At 38.9% G+C, this 275-nt stretch carries 1 protein-coding gene; it reads right to left on the bottom strand.

Annotation, left to right across the window (positions count from 1 at the left end; genetic code table 11):
• On the bottom strand, window positions 1–275 hold a 275-nt coding region (locus SJ312_RS23435; RefSeq protein ID WP_319868433.1), incomplete at both ends, for a hypothetical protein.

Here is a 275-nt window from a genome sequence, read left to right as displayed (position 1 = left end):
AAATATTTTAATGAACGTATTTTGGGATTACAGATAGTTTGCAAGATTAAACTTTCAATCGTTTCATGTTCTTTTTGGGTCTGATATTTTTCAGTTGCTCGAACAAAAAAAAGTGCCATTTTCGCTGTTAGTAACGCTATTTTTTGTTGAGATAATAATTTCATTTCTGCATCAGTAAAACGCATCAGCTTGCCCCCGAGCTTCGCATTATCCGGAAATCCGCGGCGCTCACGCTCAAAGCGGGAAGCGGTTTCCTCTCCCCATAACAATGTCTT

Origin of the sequence: Providencia sp. CIM-Carb-044 (assembly GCF_033901115.1) — a bacterium.
In the GTDB taxonomy this organism is placed as follows: Bacteria; Pseudomonadota; Gammaproteobacteria; order Enterobacterales; family Enterobacteriaceae; genus Providencia; species Providencia hangzhouensis.
The sequence above is the reverse complement of the archived record's forward strand: the minus strand, read 5'-3'. Positions and strand labels throughout refer to the sequence as shown.